General features: G+C 61.5%; 14 protein-coding genes. 7 read left to right on the plus strand and 7 right to left on the minus strand.

The window, feature by feature from the left end:
* Position 1 precedes the first annotated feature (1 nt).
* The 5 genes from ACYZTY_RS11455 (at position 2) to ACYZTY_RS11475 (ending at position 6,555) form a co-directional block, all read left to right on the plus strand.
* Complete coding sequence (locus ACYZTY_RS11455; protein WP_461958570.1) at positions 2-1,417, plus strand: Y-family DNA polymerase; 1,416 nt, start codon at positions 2-4, stop codon at positions 1,415-1,417.
* Positions 1,393-4,491 (plus strand): error-prone DNA polymerase, encoded by a 3,099-nt coding sequence (locus ACYZTY_RS11460; RefSeq protein WP_461958571.1) that lies wholly within the window; start codon positions 1,393-1,395, stop codon positions 4,489-4,491. Before ACYZTY_RS11455 ends, ACYZTY_RS11460 begins: the two co-directional genes overlap by 25 nt.
* 331 nt (positions 4,492-4,822) lie before the next feature.
* Positions 4,823-5,497, plus strand: coding sequence for a CsgG/HfaB family protein (locus tag ACYZTY_RS11465; protein WP_461959299.1), 675 nt, complete (start codon positions 4,823-4,825; stop codon positions 5,495-5,497).
* 60 nt (positions 5,498-5,557) lie between these two features.
* On the plus strand, positions 5,558-5,899 hold the full coding sequence (locus ACYZTY_RS11470) for a DUF4810 domain-containing protein (RefSeq protein ID WP_370654478.1): 342 nt from the start codon (positions 5,558-5,560) through the stop codon (positions 5,897-5,899).
* Complete coding sequence (locus tag ACYZTY_RS11475; protein ID WP_461958572.1) at positions 5,896-6,555, plus strand: DUF799 domain-containing protein; 660 nt, start codon at positions 5,896-5,898, stop codon at positions 6,553-6,555. The genes ACYZTY_RS11470 and ACYZTY_RS11475 overlap by 4 nt, the downstream gene beginning before the upstream one ends.
* 178 nt (positions 6,556-6,733) lie before the next feature.
* Here the strand turns inward: ACYZTY_RS11475 and ACYZTY_RS11480 are convergent, their stop codons facing one another.
* From ACYZTY_RS11480 to ACYZTY_RS11510, 7 genes are all read right to left on the minus strand, one after another.
* On the minus strand, positions 6,734-7,396 hold the full coding sequence (locus ACYZTY_RS11480; protein WP_461958573.1) for a flavin reductase family protein: 663 nt from the start codon (positions 7,394-7,396) through the stop codon (positions 6,734-6,736).
* Positions 7,397-7,408: 12 nt separating this feature from the next.
* Positions 7,409-8,896, minus strand: coding sequence for an amidohydrolase family protein (locus ACYZTY_RS11485; protein ID WP_461958574.1), 1,488 nt, complete (start codon positions 8,894-8,896; stop codon positions 7,409-7,411).
* Entirely contained in the window at positions 8,893-10,089 is a 1,197-nt protein-coding gene (locus ACYZTY_RS11490) for an amidohydrolase family protein (protein WP_461958575.1), read from the minus strand. Before ACYZTY_RS11490 ends, ACYZTY_RS11485 begins: the two co-directional genes overlap by 4 nt.
* A gap of 138 nt (positions 10,090-10,227) precedes the next feature.
* Positions 10,228-11,280 carry an extracellular solute-binding protein gene (locus ACYZTY_RS11495; RefSeq protein WP_461958576.1) on the minus strand — a complete coding sequence of 351 codons (1,053 nt, stop codon included), beginning with the start codon at positions 11,278-11,280 and terminating at the stop codon, positions 10,228-10,230.
* A 19-nt stretch (positions 11,281-11,299) separates the two neighbouring features.
* Complete coding sequence (locus tag ACYZTY_RS11500) at positions 11,300-12,088, minus strand: ABC transporter permease (RefSeq protein WP_461958577.1); 789 nt, start codon at positions 12,086-12,088, stop codon at positions 11,300-11,302.
* Complete coding sequence (locus ACYZTY_RS11505; RefSeq protein ID WP_438659044.1) at positions 12,085-13,002, minus strand: ABC transporter permease; 918 nt, start codon at positions 13,000-13,002, stop codon at positions 12,085-12,087. Before ACYZTY_RS11505 ends, ACYZTY_RS11500 begins: the two co-directional genes overlap by 4 nt.
* A gap of 1 nt (position 13,003) precedes the next feature.
* Positions 13,004-14,089 carry an ABC transporter ATP-binding protein gene (locus ACYZTY_RS11510; RefSeq protein ID WP_461958578.1) on the minus strand — a complete coding sequence of 362 codons (1,086 nt, stop codon included), beginning with the start codon at positions 14,087-14,089 and terminating at the stop codon, positions 13,004-13,006.
* A gap of 141 nt (positions 14,090-14,230) precedes the next feature.
* Between ACYZTY_RS11510 and ACYZTY_RS11515 the strand changes: the two genes are divergently transcribed.
* Together ACYZTY_RS11515 and ACYZTY_RS11520 are read left to right on the plus strand one after the other, a co-directional pair.
* Complete coding sequence (locus tag ACYZTY_RS11515; RefSeq protein WP_222586402.1) at positions 14,231-14,920, plus strand: GntR family transcriptional regulator; 690 nt, start codon at positions 14,231-14,233, stop codon at positions 14,918-14,920.
* 340 nt (positions 14,921-15,260) lie between these two features.
* Positions 15,261-17,372, plus strand: a complete 2,112-nt coding sequence (locus tag ACYZTY_RS11520) for a hybrid sensor histidine kinase/response regulator (RefSeq protein WP_461958579.1) — start codon at positions 15,261-15,263, stop codon at positions 17,370-17,372.
* Positions 17,373-17,386 lie beyond the last annotated feature (14 nt).

Here is a 17,386-nt window from a genome sequence, read left to right on the forward strand (position 1 = left end):
CATGCGCTGGGTCTGCATTCTCTTCCCGCAATTGGCGCTGGACGCGGTCCTGCGTCAGCGCCCCGATCCCGATGAACCGTTGGCGCTGCTGACCGGCCCGGCGCAACGTCGAGTGCTGCAAGCGGTCAACGCTCCGGCGCGGGCGCTGGGTTTGCGTCCGGGGCAGTCGATGACCGCCGCCCAGGCCTTGAGCAAAGGTTTTGCCACGGCCGAATACGACGTTGCCGAAATCGAACACTGGCAGCAGTTTCTGGCGGCATGGGCCTATCGCTTCAGCTCTCAGGTCAGCGTGCATTACCCGCGAGCCGTGGTGTTTGAAATTGAATCGAGCCTGGGGCTGTTCGGGCCCTGGCCGCAGTTCGAGGCGCGGTTGCGCGCCGAGCTCGGCGAACTGGGCTTTCGTCATCGGATCGTCGCCGCACCCAACCCGGTGGCCGCGCGGGTGTTGGCCAACGTGTATGACGGTCTGGTGGTGCCGGACGATCAAGCCTTGCGCTATCACTTGGGGCAGTTGCCCGTCGACCGGGTTGCCCTGGAGCCGGCGGTGGCCACGGCGTTGTCGCGCATGGGGTTGCGCACCTTGAGTCAGGTGCAGGCGTTGCCGCGCAACAGCCTGGCGCGACGTTTCGAGGCGCAGGTGCTCAAGCACCTGGATGCCTTGTTCGGTGAGCGGCGGCTGGCGCTGGCGTTCTACCTGCCGCCGGACCGGTTTGATGTGCGCATCGAACTCAACTTCGATGTGCAATCCCATCAGGCGCTGCTGTTTCCATTACGTCGCTTGACCGGCGATCTGTCGGCCTTCCTCTGCGGCCGCGACAGTGGCGTGCAGCGTTTCGACCTGCACCTGGAACACGCCGGCTTGCCGGACACGGTGATCAAGGTCGGCCTGCTCAGCGCCGAGCGCGATCCGGCAATGCTCTTCGAACTGGCCCGGGGACGGCTGGAGCAGGTCCAGGTCGCGGCCCCGGTGCGCGGTTTTCGGCTGCGTGCCGAAGACCTGCCGAGTTTCGTCCCGCAGCGTCAGGAGCTGTTCGACGACCGTCCGCAGCAGTCCTTGCCCTGGGAGCAACTGCGCGAACGCTTGCGCGCGCGGCTTGGGGATGAGGCGGTGCACGGCTTGCGCTTTCAGGCCGATCACCGGCCAGAGTGCGCGTGGCAGGCACGGGCCGACAGCCAACTCTGCGCAGGGTTGGCAGGCGTGCAGCGTCCGGGATGGTTGCTGACGGAGCCGCAGGCCGTACACGAAGGCTCGACGCGGATCCTCATGGGGCCGGAGCGCATCGAGTCCGGCTGGTGGGACGGCGACGACGTGCGCCGCGATTATTACCTGATCGAAACCCGTTCCGGCCAGCAGGGGTGGGCCTACCGTGCGGTGGGTGAGGGCGGCCCGTTGTGGCTGCAAGGCTGGTTCGCATGAGCGTCGAGTATGCGGAACTGCACTGCCTGTCGAACTTCAGTTTCCAGCGCGGTGCTTCCAGTGCCCTTGAGTTGTTTCAGCGGGCGAAAAAGCACGGTTATCAAGCGCTGGCGATCACTGATGAATGCACATTGGCCGGCATCGTCCGCGCCTGGCAAGCAGCCAAATCCGTGGAGTTGCCGCTGATTATCGGCAGCGAAATACGCATCGAGGACGGTCCGAAACTGGTGCTGCTGGTGGAAAACCTTGAGGGTTACCAGACCCTGTGCCGGCTGATTACCCGAGCGCGACGCCGTACGCAGAAAGGCCAGTATCAGGTGCTGCGTGAGGACTTCAGCGAACCGATGCCGGGGCTGTTGGCGTTGTGGGTGCCGGACACAGTCGATGATGTTGCCAGCGGTCACTGGCTGAAACAGACGTTCAGCGATTGCCTGTGGCTGGCGGTGCAGTTGCATCGCGGGCAGGACGACACCCGGCGACTGGACGCACTGCTGACCCTGGCGCGGGAACTGCGGATTCCAGCGGTGGCCAGTGGCGATGTGCACATGCACACCCGTGGGCGGCGCGCCTTGCAGGACACCATGACCGCGATCCGTCATCACTTGCCGGTGGCCGAGGCCGGGTTGCGGCTGCATCCGAACGGCGAGCGGCATGTGCGCAGCCTTGATGCCCTGCAATCGATCTACCCGCAAGCGTTGCTCGATGAAACGCTAACTATTGCCCGGCGCTGCACTTTTGACCTCGGCCAGTTGCGTTATCAGTATCCCCGCGAGCTGGTGCCGCAAGGCCAGACGGCCACGTCCTGGCTGCGGCATCTGACCGACGAGGGGATCGCGTGGCGCTGGCCAAAAGGCCCGCAAGCCAAGGTGCTGGTGCAGATCGACAAGGAACTGGAGCTGATCGCCGAGCTGGGCTATGAAAGCTACTTCCTCACGGTTCACGACATTGTGCGGTTCGCCCGCGCGCAACAAATCCTCTGTCAGGGCCGGGGTTCCGCCGCGAACTCGGCGGTGTGTTTTGCCTTGGGCATCACGGAAATCGACCCGGATCGCACCACGCTGTTGTTCGAACGGTTTCTCTCCAAAGAGCGCAATGAACCGCCGGACATCGACGTCGATTTCGAACACGAACGCCGCGAAGAAGTCTTGCAATACGTGTTCCAGCGTTATGGCCGGACCCGCGCCGCGCTCACGGCGGTGGTCAGTACGTATCACGCGGCCGGCGCGGTGCGAGATGTGGCCAAGGCCCTGGGGTTGCCGCCGGATCAGATCAACGCCCTGGCCGATTGCTGTGGTCACTGGAGCGATGCAACACCCCCCGTGGAACGCCTGCTTGAAGGCGGTTTCGACCCCGAGAGCCCGGTGCTGCGCCGGGTGCTGAGTTTGACCGGGCAACTGATCGGTTTTCCCCGCCACCTGTCCCAGCACCCCGGCGGTTTCGTGATTTCCGAGCAGCCGCTGGACAGTCTGGTGCCGGTGGAAAATGCCGCCATGGCCGAGCGCACCATCATTCAGTGGGACAAGGACGATCTCGACGCGGTGGGGCTGCTCAAGGTGGATATTCTGGCGTTGGGCATGCTCAGCGCGATCCGCCGCTGTTTTGATCTGCTGCGCCGTCATCGCCATCAGGACTTGAGCCTGGCGACGATCCCGTCCGAAGACTCGCTGACTTACGACATGATCGGCCGTGCCGACACCATCGGCGTGTTCCAGATCGAATCCCGGGCGCAGATGTCGATGCTGCCCAGACTCAAGCCCCGCAAGTTCTACGACCTGGTGATTGAGGTGGCCATCGTCCGTCCGGGGCCGATTCAGGGCGGGATGGTGCACCCGTATCTGCGCCGCCGGAACAAGGAAGAGCCCGAAACCTATCCCTCGCCGGAACTGGAAGTCGTGCTCAAACGCACCCTCGGTGTGCCGCTGTTTCAGGAGCAGGTGATGCAGATTGCAATTGTCGCCGCCGACTACAGCCCCGGCGAGGCCGATCAGTTGCGTCGCTCCATGGCCGCCTGGAAACGCCACGGTGGACTGGAACCGCACAAGGATCGGCTGGCCGCCGGGATGAAGAAAAACGGCTACACGGCCGAGTTCGCCGCGCAGATCTTCGAACAGATCAAGGGCTTTGGCAGCTACGGTTTTCCCGAGTCCCACGCCGCCAGTTTCGCCTTGCTGACCTACGCCAGTTGCTGGTTGAAATGCCATGAGCCGGCGGCCTTCGCCTGTGCGCTGATCAACAGCTGGCCCATGGGTTTCTACAGCCCGGACCAGATTCTGCAGGACGCGCGCCGGCATCATTTACAGATTCGTCCGGTGGATGTGCGCGCCAGTGACTGGGATTGCAGCCTGGAACCGATCACCGGTGCGCAGCCGGCGATTCGCATGGGGTTGCGGATGATCAAGGGCTTTCGCGAGGACGATGCCCGGCGCATTGAAGCGGCAAGGGCAAAGGGGATATTTGTCGACATCGCCGACCTGGGCGAGCGCGCGCGACTCGATGCCCGTGCCCAGGAGCAACTGGCCGATGCCGGTGCGCTACGTGGCCTGGCCGGTGACCGTCATCGGGCGCGCTGGGAAGTGGCGGGGGTGCAGAAACAGCTCGGTTTGTTTGCCGGCCTGCCGAGTCAGGAAGAACCTGCGATCTATCTGCCAAAACCCACGGTGGGCGAGGACCTGCTGGCCGACTACAACAGTGTCGGCACCACCCTCGGTCCGCATCCACTGGCGTTGCTGCGCGGTGAATTGAAAGCCCGACGCTGCCGCAGCTCGAAAGAACTGATAGAGGTCGAACACGGGCGACCGGTCAGCGTCGCGGGGCTGGTCACCGGTCGACAACGCCCGGGCACCGCCAGTGGCGTGACCTTCGTCACTCTCGAAGATGAGTTCGGCAACGTCAACGTCATCGTCTGGCGCGACCTCGCCGACCGGCAGCGCCAGGTATTGGTCGGCTCGCAATTGCTCAAGGTCGATGGCCGCTGGGAAAAGGAAGGCGAGGTGCGGCACCTGATTGCCGGACGGCTGAGCGACCTGAGCCCACTGCTGGACGGCATCAGCGTGCGTAGCCGCGATTTCCGCTGATCCTTCATACCCCCCATAGGAGCCATGTAGCAGCTGACGAGTGAAACGAGGCTGCGATCTTTTGACTTTGCTTTGTAAAAACAAGATCAAAAGATCGCAGCCTCGTTTCACTCGTCAGCTGCTACAGGGAAGTGTGCTGCCAAATCACTGACGCCAATAAAAAATTAAACGCTGTTCTCGGTGATGGCACTTTGGCATAATGCCGGCCGCCGACGTCCCGCACGTCGATTGTCGATCTGATTCCCCTCGCTTTTTCGTCGCTGCAACCCGCAGCGGTTGGCTATGGCCGTGCCGGGATAAACCGTTTTTTCAGAAGGAATGCACAGTGAGAATGATCTCTCGGATGTTGGTATCGGCGGCAGCGATTGCCCTCTTGGTCGCGATGGCCGGGTGTGCGACCGAAAGCTCGCGCGCCTTGCCGATCGCAAAAGTCGAAAGCGCCAGCGTGGTTTATAACGGTGTTCGCGTGCCTATGGCCGTCGGCAAGTTCGACAACCGTTCGAGCTACATGCGCGGGATCTTCTCCGACGGTGTGGATCGCCTCGGCGGTCAGGCCAAGACCATCCTGATCACTCACTTGCAGCAAACCAACCGCTTCAGCGTGCTGGACCGCGACAACATGGGCGAAATCCAGCAAGAAGCCGCGATCAAGGGCCAGTCCCAGCGCCTCAAGGGTGCTGACTTTGTGGTCACCGGTGACGTCACCGAGTTCGGCCGCAAAGAGACCGGCGATCATCAGCTGTTTGGCATTCTCGGTCGCGGCAAGACCCAGGTGGCCTACGCCAAGGTCAACCTGAACATCGTCAACATCAGCACGTCCGAAGTGGTGTATTCGACTCAGGGCGCGGGCGAGTACGCCTTGTCCAACCGTGAAGTCATCGGCTTCGGCGGCACCGCTGCCTACGATTCGACCCTCAACGGCAAAGTGCTCGACCTGGCCATGCGCGAGGCGATCAATCGTCTGGTGGACGGGATGAACGCCGGGGCATGGAAACCGGGTAACTGATCAAGGTTGATGACAAGGAGCGGTACAAGCATGTTCAAGACGTATGTGTCGTGGGCGCTGATGGCGTCGACGTTGCTGGTGAGTGGCCTGTTGGCCGGTTGCGCCGGCCCGAAAACCCTTTACCAGTGGGAAAGCTACCAGCCGGAAGTCTACGAGTACTTCAAGGGCGAAGAACCCAAGGAAGCTCAGGCCGAAGCGCTGGAACGCGACCTGCAGAAGATCAAGTCCACCGGCAAGACACCGCCGCCTGGCTACCACGCTCACCTGGGTCTGTTGTACCTGAGCATGGGCAAGGACGATCAGATGGTGCAGCAGTTCCGGACCGAGAAAACCCTGTTTCCCGAGTCGACACCGTACATGGATTTTCTGCTTAAAAACGCCAAGACCGGAGACACCCAATGATCGCGCGTTCATTGAAACTGCTGGCCGGGTTGCTGGCGCTGGCCGTGCTCGGTGGCTGCGTCAGCCCCAAGACCGTGGACTATTCGGCGTACAAGCAAGCCCGTCCGAAAACCATTCTGGTGCTGCCGCCGCTAAACAACTCGCCGGACGTCAAGGCGTCCTACAGCATGTTGTCGCAGGTCACGTACCCGTTGGCGGAAGCCGGTTACTACGTGCTGCCTATCACCCTGGTCGATGAGACATTCCGCCAGAATGGCCTGACTACACCGGCGGATATTCACCAGGCACCGGCCAACAAGCTGCAGGAAATCTTCGGTGCCGATGCGGCGCTGTACATCACCGTGACCGACTACGGCACGCGCTACATGATCATCAGCAGCGAAACCGTGGTGACTGCCACCGCGAAACTGGTGGACCTCAAGAGCGGCACCACCCTGTGGACCGGCTCGGCCCGGGCTTCGAGCGAAGAGGGCGGCAACAACGGTGGCGGTGGTTTGGTGGGCATGCTGATTACGGCAGCGGTCAAGCAAGTGATCAACAGCTCCACCGACGCCGGCCACCCGATTGCCGGTGTGGCCAGTGCGCGACTGCTGTCGGCCGGGCAACCCGCGGGCTTGCTGTACGGACCGCGTTCGCCGAAATACGGTACTGACTGAACCCGGAAAGCCCCTGTGTGGAGCTGCTCCTGTGGCGAGGGAGCTTGCTCCCGCTCGACTGCGCAGCAGTCGTCGATCTGAAGACGCGATCTATTTGAAGAGCGCGCTGTCAGTTTTTGGGGCTGCTCCGCAGCCCAGCGGGAGCAAGCTCCCTCGCCACAGTTTGTGTGATGCTGTTCTACTTGGCTTCTGGCCAAAACCGCTCCCCACCCCCCGGCGCATCCGTCCACGCCTGCAATGACCGCGTCGGCAAATCAAAATAATCCCGGGTTCGCGCATAGCCATGCCCACCCATGCGCCCGATCGCATCCAGCCCCAGCTGATCGATGTACAGGGTTTTCGGGTCGATCAATTCGTCCCGTACATGCGCCATCAACACTTCGCCAAAGATAATCTCCCGCGACTGCCCGATGGACAGCGCCATCATCCGCCGACATTCCAACGCCACCGGCGCCTCGCCGATGCGCGGGCATTTGACCGTGGTGCCGGCAATTGCCGTAAGCCCCGCCGCCGTCAACTCATCGAAGCCAGGCGCGAAGGGCACCGCGCACACATTCATCGCCTCCACCAGCGCATCGCTGACGATGTTGACGGTGAATTCCTGATTGAGCTGGATGTTGCGAGTCGTGTCCTTGGGGCTTTGATCGCCGTAGTTCTCCACGCCCAGCGCGAGGATCGGCGGGTCGGCGGACAGCGCATTGAAGAAGCTGAACGGCGCGGCATTGATCCGGCCTTCGCCGTCGATGGTGGTGACCAGCGCAATCGGCCGTGGCACCACGCTGCCGATCAGAATCTTGTATTTGTCCCGGGCACTCAATGTGCTGAAGTCGAAGCTTTGCATAGGCAGACATCTCTAAAGAAGGGGATCAATCGCGCAAAGCGGCGCGTGTGCGCTGTAGTCGTCGGCGAACGGAATGGTTGGTTTGAACAGGGTTTTCCAGTCCGGTTGGCCAAAGGCCCGGTCGCTGTGGCTGCGCATCAGTTTTTCGAATTGTTGTTGGGCCTGGCGTTGCAGGGCGGGGTAATTGATGCCCTGAACCTGGCCGTCCTGCATGACGCAGCGGCCGTCGATGTAACTGGCGATGCAGTCGTCACCGCGACCGGCCAGCACCAGGTTTTTCAGCGGGTCGAACAGCGGCCCCAGGTGCAAGCCGCGCAGGCTGAACACCGTGATGTCGGCCTTGGCCCCGGTTGCCAGACGGCCAAGATCGTCGCGACCCAAGGCTTTGGCGCCGCCGAGCGTGGCGGCGTTGTACATGTCCAGCGTGCTGGTCAGAGCGCTGCCGCCCTCCATCAAACGGGCGATGTTCAAGCCCTGGCGCATGTTCTCCAGCAAATCCGCCGGCCAGGTGTCGGTGCCCAGGGCGAAGTTGATGCCCCTGGCCCGATAACGACCAAACGAGTTCAGCGCCTCACCGTCTCGGGCAAACACCACCGGGCAATGCACCAGACTGGCGCCACCGTCCACCACACGTTGCAGGTCGTCATCACCGTTGGTGTAGATGCCATGAGGCAGCAGGCTGCGCGGGGTCAGCAGGTCCAACTGCTGCAACCAGCGCAGCGGCGACACACCGCGCAGTTGCTCGACCATCGCCACTTCACCCAGCCCCTGGCAGCAATGCAGACGCATCGGCGCGTTCAGTTCGCGACTCAGCGCGGCGGTGCGTTGCAGCAGCGCCGGGGTGCACGTCTGGATTCGATCCGGCAACAACGCGCCACGAATCAAACCCTCGTGCGCACCGTCGTAATCATGGAAAAACCGCACAGCCGCATCCAGCCCGGCCATTCCCCGCGCTTCATCCCAGTGATGCCCGAGAGTGCCATCGGCCCGCCAATAACTCATGCCGCTCATGTAACAAGGGCCAAGGTAAGTCCGCAGCCCCAACTCGGCAGCGACGCCCGCCACGGCAGCAAACTCGTCGTAGGTTTCGGCCCACTCGCGGTAATACATCGAGGTGATCGGCATCGCGGTGGTGATGCCGTTGCGGATCAGTTGAGTGAAGGCGTAGCGGTATTTGAAGACTTCTTCGTCGGGGTTGAAACTCTCGCGCGGACCGGCCGCCAGAGAGTCCTCGGTCCACATCCGGCCCATATCGCGTTCATCGCCGTTGTCCAACGTCAGCACCGTTGAATCCAGATCCCCCAGTGCATCCAGATCGATGAACCCCGGGCCGATCAGTGCGTTGCCGTAATCGATCCACTGATCCACCGGCCCCCCATAATCACGCCCGACAAACACAATGCGCGAGCCTTCGAACACCACTTCGCCGTCGCGCCACAGCACATGCTGCGTGCCGTCGAAACCGACCACGCAACTGGCCTTCAGACCGATGCGTTTCACAAGCGGCTTTCCAGCAGGCGACCACCGGAGGCAATCAGTTCACCGCCGCGATAAACCTGGCGCACGGGGCGTGAAACCACGGCTTCGCCCAACGTCTGCACCGGCATCAGCAGGAAGTCCGCCGGCCGGCCAATCTCCACGCCATACCCTTCAAGGCCCAGCGCCCGGGCACCATTCACCGTTGCCGCTGCGAACGCTGCCGCCAGTTCCTCGTCCTTGTTCAAATCAAAGCGGAACGCCAACAGCATCGCCCGTTCCAACATGTCGCCGTTGCCCATGGGTGACCAAGCATCGCGAATGCCGTCCGAACCCAGGCAGACATTCACACCTGTTTCACGCAACGCGAGGAACGGCGGCACCGCGCAATCGGCGGGTGCTGAACTCATCAGCGAGATCCTCAATGCCGCCAAACGTTCGGCCACTGGTTTGACCTGACTCCACGGCAACATCCCCAGGCAGTAGGCGTGACTGATCATCACTCGACCTTGCCGTCCGAAGCGCTCGGTGTAGTCGGCGATCAACGCGATTTGCCACAGGCCCAACTCACCTTTGTCGTGCAGGTGAATGTCGACGCCACGGTCAAATTCGCTGGCCAGTTTGAAGACGAAGTCGAGTTGCGCGATCGGGTCGTTGTCGATGCCGCACGGGTCGAGGCCGCCGACGTTTTCCACGCCCAGCGCCATCGCTTCGCGCATCAGTTCGGCGGTACCAGGACGGCTGATCAGACCGGTTTGCGGAAACACCACCAGTTGCAGGTCGATCAGGTCGCGGTAGGTGTCGCGCAGTTGTTGCATGGCCTCGACATGACACAGGCCGAATTCCGGGTCGATGTCGACGTGGCAGCGCATGGTCAGCGAGCCACGGGCGATGCAGTTTTCCAGCAGCGCGCCGGCGCGTTGGGCTATGGGCGCGTCGACTTCACGCAGGACGCGACGCTCGTTGGCGATGTAGTCCTTGAGCGTCGGGCCGGCGCTGTTCGGGCGCCAGGGTTGGCCCCAGAGGGTTTTGTCGAGGTGGACGTGGCTTTCGACCAGAGCCGGGGTGAGGAGCTGATGTTGGCCGTCGATGTCGGTAGCGGTCAGCGGAGTGCTGGAGGCCGGGCGTCGATCTTTGAACAGGCCGTTTTCCAGAAGCAGGTCTTCGGCGGGGGCACCGTAGGGCCGCACATTGCGTAGCCAGCGGGGGTGGGTCATTGCATACCTCTGATTTTGTGTTGTCAGGGCGGGCCTCTTCGCGGGCAAGCCTCGCTCCTACAAGAGCAGCGCCAAACCTGTAGGAGCGAGCGGTGCGGCGATCCGACTTGCCCGCGAAGGCCACGACTCGGTCTTGGATCAGCCCTTAAGCTTCGACCAAACCCGATCCTGCAGCTCCCGGGCCTTGTTGCTGCACTCTTTCTCCGGCCGCAAACGCGAGGCGAATTCGTCGGGCATGTTGATGGCGTCCATGACTTTCCACTTGGCGTCGAGCAGCTTGTCGCTCTGAATGCCGTTGGCGTAGGCGATGGAATTGGACACGGCAGCGGCGTTTTCCGGTTTCATCATCCAGTCGATGAAGATCTTCGCGTTGCCAGGGTGCGGCGCGCTTTTCGGCACGGCGAAGTTGTCCTGGAACATCGCCAGTCCTTCGCGCGGATAGACGTACTTGATGGTGCTCTTCTGCAACGTGGCGCGTGCGGTCGAGCCGTTCCAGTTCTGCATCATGATCACTTCACCGGAGGCCATGCGGTCCACGGTGTTGTCCGAGCTGTACATCTTCAGGAACGGTTTCTGTTTTTGCAGCAGCTCCAGAATGCGCTTGGCGTCCTGCGGGTTTTCGCTGCATTCGTCGACGTTCAGGTAATGGCTGGCGGCGTTGATCACGCTGCTGGAGGTGTCGAGGGCGGCGAGTTGTCCTTGAAGTTCCTTGCGCGGTTCGAAGAACTCTTTCCACGAGTCATCGAGTTTGCCGCCAGGCACGCGTGCGCTGTCATAGGAGAACCCGGTGGTGCCCCACAAATAGGGCGCCGAAAACTTGCGGCCGGGGTCGAATACCGGGTCGCGAAACGCCGGTTTCACGTATTGAAAGTTGGGCAGGGCCGCTGCGTCGATTTGCAGCAGCAAGTTCTGGTTGATCAAGGTGCGCATGATCGACTGCGACGGCACGATCACGTCATACGCCGCGCCACCGGCCTGCAACTTGGCCAGCAGGGTTTCGTTGCTGTCGTAGCCGTCCATGGTGACCTTGATTCCGGTCTCTTTTTCGAACTTGGCCAGCAGGTCGACCGGGTAGTAGTCGGTCCAGTTGTAGAAGAACAATTCCTTCGGTTCGGCAGCCTGGACGCTGAGGGCGGTGAAGCAGCTCAGGGCCAGACCGGTGACGGCGAAACACATGTTTTTCATTTTCATGTTTTTGTGCGCTCCAGGATTATTGGTTTTTGCCGCGCTGTCCCAGCCAGAAGGCCAGCACCACCAGCACGATGGAAATCAACAGCATTAGGGTCGAGATCGCGTTGATCTCCGGCGTCACGCCGGCCTTGATCGCCGAGAAGATGTACACCGGCAAGGTGGTCGAACCCGGCCCGGCGACAAAGAAGGTCATGATGAAATCGTCGAGGCTGACCACGAACGCCAGCACCGAACCGGACAGCACTGCCGGCCACAGCAGCGGCAACGTCACCCGGCGAAACACCTGCCACGGGTTGGCGTACAAATCGTTCGCCGCCTCCAGCAGGCTCTTGTCCAGATCGTTCAATCGAGCGCGGATCGGCAGGTAGGCGAAGGGAATGCAGAAGCCGATGTGCGCGACGATCACCGTCAGCAACCCGAGCTTGATCCCCAGCGCCATGAACAACAGCAGGGTGGCCACAGCGGTGACGATCTCCGGCAGGATCAGCGGCAGGTTGATTCCGCCCTCGACCATCTTCTGTCCATAGAACGGCCGGTAAGTCGCCAGCGCCGCGAGCAGCGCAATCGCCGTGGCGCAGACTGTGGCGATGCTGGCGACGATGATCGAATTCAACGCCGCGGTCTGGATAGACGGGTTGGCCAGAATCCGTCCGTACCAGGCGAAGGAGAACTCGGTCCACACTGTCGCCGAGCGGTTGGCGTTGAAGCTGTAGGCGATCAGGACAAAGATCGGCACGTACAGATAGGCCAGGATCAGCAGGCTGACTTCGCGGGTCAGCGGCAGTTTTTTCAGGTGCAGGGCGATCATGCGGTGGCTCCCCGACGTAGAGTTTTGGCGGCGCTACGGCTGTAAAGGGCGTAACCCACCAGGGACAACAGCAGAATCCCCAGCAACAGGAACGACAGCGAACTGCCCAGCGGCCAGTTGCGCGCGGTGCCGAACTGTTGCTGGATCAAGTTGCCGATCATCAGCGTCTTGCCGCCGCCGAGAATCGCCGGGGTAATGAAGGCACCGAGGCTCGGTACAAACACCAACAGCGCACCGGCAATCACCCCCGGCATCGACAGCGGCAGAATGATCCGCTTCAGGGCATGCCAACGATTGGCGCCGAGGTCGTAGGCGGCTTCCACCAGACGCCAGTCGAGTTTTTCCAGGGTCGAATAGATCGGCAAAATCATGAACGGCAGGAAGCTGTAAACCAGCCCGACGCTGACCGCGAAGTCGTTGTAGAGCAGGGTGATGCCGCCGGCCTGGGGGAACAGCGCGTTGAGGCTCTGGGCGACCCAGCCGTGCTCGCGCAGGATGATCAGCCACGCGTAGTTGCGGATCAGCAGGTTGGTCCAGAACGGAATGGTGATGAGCAAGACCATGAGGTTGCGTCGACGCGGTGTGAGGCTCGACATCCACAACGCCACCGGAAAACCGAACAGGAAACACAACACGGTGGTGCCACCGGCCTGGAACACCGAGCGCAACAACGCCTGGGCGTAGACCCAGTTCAGTTCCAGTTCACCGTCGAAACCTTCCTGGAAAAACAGTTGCACGTAGCTTTGCAATTGCCAGTCGGCTTGCCAGTCGACACCGCCATACACGTTGCGCGGCAACAGGCTGATGTAGCCCATGATGCCCAGCGGAATGGCGATCAGCGCCAGCAAAGTCAGAACCACCGGGCTGAGCAACAGCGCACGGTTGAGGGCGGGGGAAGTGCTGCTGACGCTCATCTCAGGCCTCCATCAACAGACAGGCGTGAGGCGGCAGATTGACCGCCACGTGATCACCAACCACCCGGCCACGGTTCAGGCCTTCGTTGTTCTCGCGCAGCATGACTTTGATGTCGTTGTTCAAGCGGCATTGGTAAAGCGTCGCGGTGCCGACGTACAACACCGCTTCGATCACGCCGCGCAGGTGATGCGGCTGCCCGGGATCGACCAGTTGCGAACGCTCCGGGCGAAAGGCCAGTTGCACGTTGGCGCCGTCGAAGCCTTGAGCCGGGCAGGGGATTTCCACTGGCATGCCACTCGGCACGAAGAGTTTTTCGTTCTGCTGGCCGCGCTTGAGGTGACCGGGGAGGAAGTTGATGTCGCCGATGAACTGGGCGACGAACTGATGCTGCGGGCGTTCGTAAATGTCATTGGGTGTGCCGATCTGCAGGATCTTGCCGGCGGACATCACGGCAATGCGGTCGGACAGCGTCAGCGCTTCTTCCTGATCGTGGGTCACGAAAATGAAGGTGATCCCGGCTTCCTTCTGCACGCGCTTGAGTTCGACCTGCATTTCCTTGCGCAGCTTGAGGTCCAGCGCCGACAGCGGCTCATCCAGCAACAGCACTTTGGGTTTCGGCGCCAGGGCCCGGGCCAGGGCCACGCGTTGCTGCTGACCGCCGGACAATTCGGCCGGTTTGCGCCTGGCCAGGTGTTGCATTTGCACCAGCGCCAGCATCTCATCGACGCGCTGCGCAATTTGCTTGTGATCAAGACCCTGCATCTCGAGGCCGAAGGCGATATTCTGCGCGACACTCATGTGCGGAAACAGCGCGTAGCTCTGGAAGACGGTGTTGACCCGGCGCTTGAACGGCGGCAGGTCGTTGACCGGTTCGCCGGCGAGACGGATCTCGCCTTCGCTGACATGCTCGAAGCCGGCGATGGTCCGCAGGAGGGTGGTTTTGCCGCAGCCGGAAGGGCCGAGCAGGGTGAAGAATTCGTTGTCGGCAATGTCGACTGAAACGTTGTCGAGCGCTGGAGCCAGCCCCGGATCGTCGGAATACCGCTTAAAGACGTTACGCACTTCGATAGCTATTGGTTGACCCATAATGGTGCGATCCTCTAATTATTGTATGCAATATCTGGATGCAATCTACAAATAACCGGATTAATCTGCTCGTGCAACCCCCTTTTTCCAATGGCTGCTCACCGCCAGGGGCCGGTTGTTTAGCGCTAAAGGAGTGTTGAGATGACCGAGAAGAAACTCGAAACCACGGTCGACCGCGTCTACCAAGGGGTTTACGAGGCGATCAGCAAACGTTCGTTGCGTCCCGGCATGAAGCTCGGCGAGGCATCGCTGGCCGAACTTTTTAATGTCAGCCGCACGTCGGTTCGTGCCGCGCTCAAGCAATTGGAAGCGGACGGGCTGGTCACCACCGAGCCCAATAAAGGGGCATCGGTGTCGTTGCCCAGCGACGAAGAAATCCGCTCGCTGTTCGAGACCCGGCGCTTGATCGAGATCGGCATCGTCAGCGAACTCTGCCGTCGACGCGACACCGCGGTGACCCAGGACTTGCGCGATCACTTGTTGCTGGAGGATGAAGCGCACCGCAGTGGCGACCATGAGCGACTGATTCATTTGCTCGGCGAGTTCCACATAAAACTCGCACGCAGCCTGAATAACCCGGTGCTGCTGGACTGGTTCCAGAAGCTGATTTCCCGCGCTTCGCTGTACGCTGCCGCGCTGGATGACGACAGCCACGAGGCGTGTCGCGACGACGAACACCTGCGGCTGATTGAGTACATCGAGGCCGGTAATCAAAGCGCGGCCATCGAACTGACCTGCATGCATTTGAATGGCATCGAGAAGGCCATCCTCGACGTCGCCGCCACACTGAAAACCGGTTACCACCCGCTCAAGCACCTGATCGAGGTTTAGTCGCTGGGACCTGTAGCTGCCCTGTGGCGAGGGGATTTATCCCCGTTCGGCTGCGAAGCAGTCGTGAATTCAGACAACACGGTGCATCAGATAGACCGTGTGTTCAGGTTTTACGACTGCTTCGCAGCCGAACGGGGATAAATCCCCTCGCCACAGGGCGCTGCTCGACAGCTGCTACGGGGTTCTTCATCAGGCAATGCTACAAAATCCGTAGACCAGGAATCGGCTAACCTCTATGAAACCATTGGCGTCGGTGATGCTCGAAACAATCGGGCCCGCGCCGTCCTCGCGCAGTTGCGATCCCGCACGTCAGCCACTCACAAGGACACAGAGTCAGCCGATGCAGTTTCTATCTGATAGCCACGGGTGTGCAGGCTGGAACGGTGAAATGGCCGGGCGCATCCGCGCGTTCGACTGGAGCCAGACCGAACTTGGAAACATCGACGCCTGGCCCGCCAGTCTGTGCAGCGCGGTGCAGCTGATGCTCGCATCCCCGTTGCCGATGGTGATGCTCTGGGGTTGGGCGGGCTACATGATCTATAACGATGCTTACTCGAAATTTGCCGGTGGCCGTCATCCGTATCTGCTGGGTGCTCCGGTGGAGCTGGGCTGGCCGGAAGTGGCCGAGTTCAACCGCCATGTCGTCGACACCTGCCTGGCGGGTGGCACCTTGTCTTATCGCAATAAAGAGCTGGTATTGCTGAGGGACGGGATTCCCGAAGACGTCTGGCTGGACCTCTATTACAGCCCTGTCGCCAATGATGAAGGTCGCCCGGCCGGGGTCATGGCGATGGTCGTTGAAACCACTGAACATGTGATTTCCGAACGCCGGCGCCAGGAAGCCGAAGACGCTTATCGCGCCGACAACGAACGGGTGCGCCTGGCGCTCAATGCCGGCGCTTTGCTGGGTTCGTTCGTCTGGGACATCAAGGGCAATGTGCTGTCCGGCGACGAGCGCTTTGCCCGAACTTTTTCCTACCCCGCCGAGCAGAACCTGGCCGACCTGTCTACCGACATCGCTGAAGCAAAGATTCATCCCGACGACCGCAGCTGGGTGCAGGAACAGGTCAGTCAATCAGTGGCAACCGGCGAACCTTTTAATGCCGAGTACCGGGTCAAGCGTCCCGACGGCAGCTATCTGTGGGTGCAGGCCAGTGGGTGTTGCGAGTTCAACGAGCAGGGCGAGCCGTTCCGCTTTCCCGGGGTGTTGATCGACATTCACGAGCGCAAGATTGCCGAAGAGTCCTTGCTCAAATTCACCCGCAACCTCGAGCAGCGTGTGGCCGACGAAGTCGACGCGCGGCTGGCGGCTGAAGAACAACTGCGCCAATCACAGAAGCTCGAAGCCATCGGCGGCCTCACTGGCGGCGTGGCCCACGACTTCAATAACCTGTTGCAGGTGATCGCCGGTAACCTGCACTTGCTGGCGCGGCATGAGCCGGACAACGCCAACGTGCAGCGCCGGGTCAGTGCATCGATTGCGGCCGTCGAGCGCGGCGCCAAACTCTCTTCGCAATTGCTCGCGTTTGCCCGCCGCCAACCGTTGTCGCCGGCGGTGTGCGATCCACAACAGATCTTCGAAGGCCTGGGCGAGTTGTTGCAGCGGGCGCTGGGTGAAACCATCCAGATCGATGTGCAGGTGCCGCAAGCACCCTGGCACATCAACGTCGACCGCAACCAACTGGAAAATGCGATTCTCAACCTGGCGATCAATGCCCGTGACGCCATGCAGGGCGAGGGGACGATTGAGCTGAGCGCCGAGAATGTGGCACTCGATCGTAGGTTCTGTGCTGGCAAGGGCATCGTGGCCGGCGAGTATGTGCGTGTCGCGGTGGCTGATACGGGCGCCGGCATGTCACCCGAAGTGCTCGGGCAGGCGTTCGAGCCGTTTTTCACCACCAAGGCCGACGGTCAGGGCACGGGGTTGGGTCTGAGCATGGTGTTCGGCTTCGTCAAACAGAGCGGCGGGCACATCGAAATCTCCAGCGTCGTCGGGCAGGGCACTCGGGTGCAGCTTTACTTTCCACGCAGCTTGCGAGCGTTGCTCAGTGAAACAACGCAGCGGGACTTACCTCGCCGGGGCGGGCACGAAACCATTCTGGTGGTCGAGGACAACGAAGCGGTGCGCAGCTCGGCGGTGGAGTTACTGCGCGAAGAGGGCTATCAGGTCCTGACCGCGGCCAACGGCGACCAGGCGATGCAGATGTTGCTGGAGGGCGTGGCGGTGAACCTGATTTTCACCGACGTGGTCATGCCCGGCCTGATCAAAAGCTCGGACCTGGCGGCCTGGGCCAAGGTGCAAACTCCCCCGGTGGCGGTGCTGTTTACCTCCGGCCACACTCGGGACATCATCTCGCGCAATCACCAACTCAGCCCCGATACTCATCTGCTGAGCAAACCGTATGGGCCTGAGGCACTGGCACACATGATTCACACCGTCCTCAGCGGCTAACCACATCCAATGTG

It is taken from the genome of Pseudomonas sp. LB1P83 (genome assembly GCF_054897885.1).